Source organism: Moorena sp. SIO3E8 (assembly GCF_010692445.1).
GTDB classification, from domain to species: Bacteria; Cyanobacteriota; Cyanobacteriia; order Cyanobacteriales; family Coleofasciculaceae; genus Moorena; species Moorena bouillonii.
The window spans coordinates 1-1,123 of record NZ_JAAHHM010000379.1 but is presented as its reverse complement, the minus strand read 5'-3'; the positions used below and the strand labels follow the sequence as shown (position 1 = coordinate 1,123).

Annotated in this window: 1 protein-coding gene; it reads left to right on the top strand. The window is 43.7% G+C overall.

Annotation, left to right across the window (positions count from 1 at the left end; all coding sequences use genetic code 11):
* Positions 1-119: 119 nt before the first annotated feature.
* Positions 120-1,016: an NAD(P)-dependent alcohol dehydrogenase gene (locus F6K46_RS39920; protein WP_293068929.1), complete on the top strand. Its 897-nt coding sequence runs from the start codon at positions 120-122 to the stop codon at positions 1,014-1,016.
* The last annotated feature ends 107 nt before the right edge of the window (positions 1,017-1,123 follow it).

The window sequence follows — 1,123 nt, the reverse complement described above, 5'->3', positions numbered from 1 at the left end:
GTTCTTTTAGCTCTTGCTTTTCTTCCGGACTCAAGTTCATGAGTTTTAGTAATTATTAGAAACTATTTATCATTAATAATATCATGATATCATGATTTTGGTATTTTTGCAAAACTGAGATGCACCCTAGCGCATCCGCCAATGCAGGTGACTGGCATTTACTAAGAGGAAAACCCTTCTTGATCCGCATCATGGGGTTTGGGCTTCTAAAACCAAAAAACCAGATACTGGGAGCAGACATAGCAGGGCGGGTTGAAGCCATTGGCAAAAACGTAAAGCAGTTTCAGCCAGGTGATGAAGTATTCGGGAACCTATCCGACCATGGTTTCGGGGGTTTTGCCGAGTATGTATGTGCCAGGGAAAGTGCATTAGTCTTGAAACCCGCCAGTATCACCTTCGAGGAAGTGGCAGCAGTACCGGCAGCAGCACTCACCGCCCTGCAAGGTCTTCGGGACCAAGGGCAGATTCAGTCAGGGCAAAAGGTTTTGATTAACGGTGCCTCTGGTGGTGTCGGTACCTTTGCCGTGCAGATTGCCAAATCCTTCGGGGCCGAAGTGACTGGGGTGTGCAGCACCAGGAATTTAGACATGGTGCGCTCCATTGGTGCAGACCATGTGATTGATTACACTCAAGAAGATGTCACCAAAAATGGTCAGCATTATGACCTGATTTTTGATGCTGCCGCCTATCGTTCCATTTTGGATTACAAAGGTATATTAACTCCCAACGGAATTTATGTCTTTGTCGGAGGTTCCACAGCTCAACTTTTCCAACTTATGTTCCTAGGACCATGGATTTCCATGACTGGTAGTAATAAAATTGTGTCCCTGTTTATGGAACCAAACCATAAGGATTTGGTTTTTATCAAAGAGCTTCTTGAAACTGGCAAAATAGCACCTGTTATCGATAGACGATACAGCTTACGTGAAGTGCCTGAAGCTATCAGATATCTTGAACAAGGACACGCGAGAGGTAAAGTTGTAATAACGTTGGAAGCTGAAGGGGTGACGAAATAGCCTGAAAAGCTTTAAATGTAAAGCTTTCACCATTTTGTGCTAAAAAAAAGATAGGTCTCTTTTGTTCAACAAGACCTACCTATTGACAATGTTACCTGTATTCTACC

Coding starts and splice junctions, on each gene's coding strand:
- F6K46_RS39920 (WP_293068929.1), top strand. CDS start 120: ATGCACCCTAGCGCATCCGCCAATGCAGGTGACTGGCATTTACTAAGA.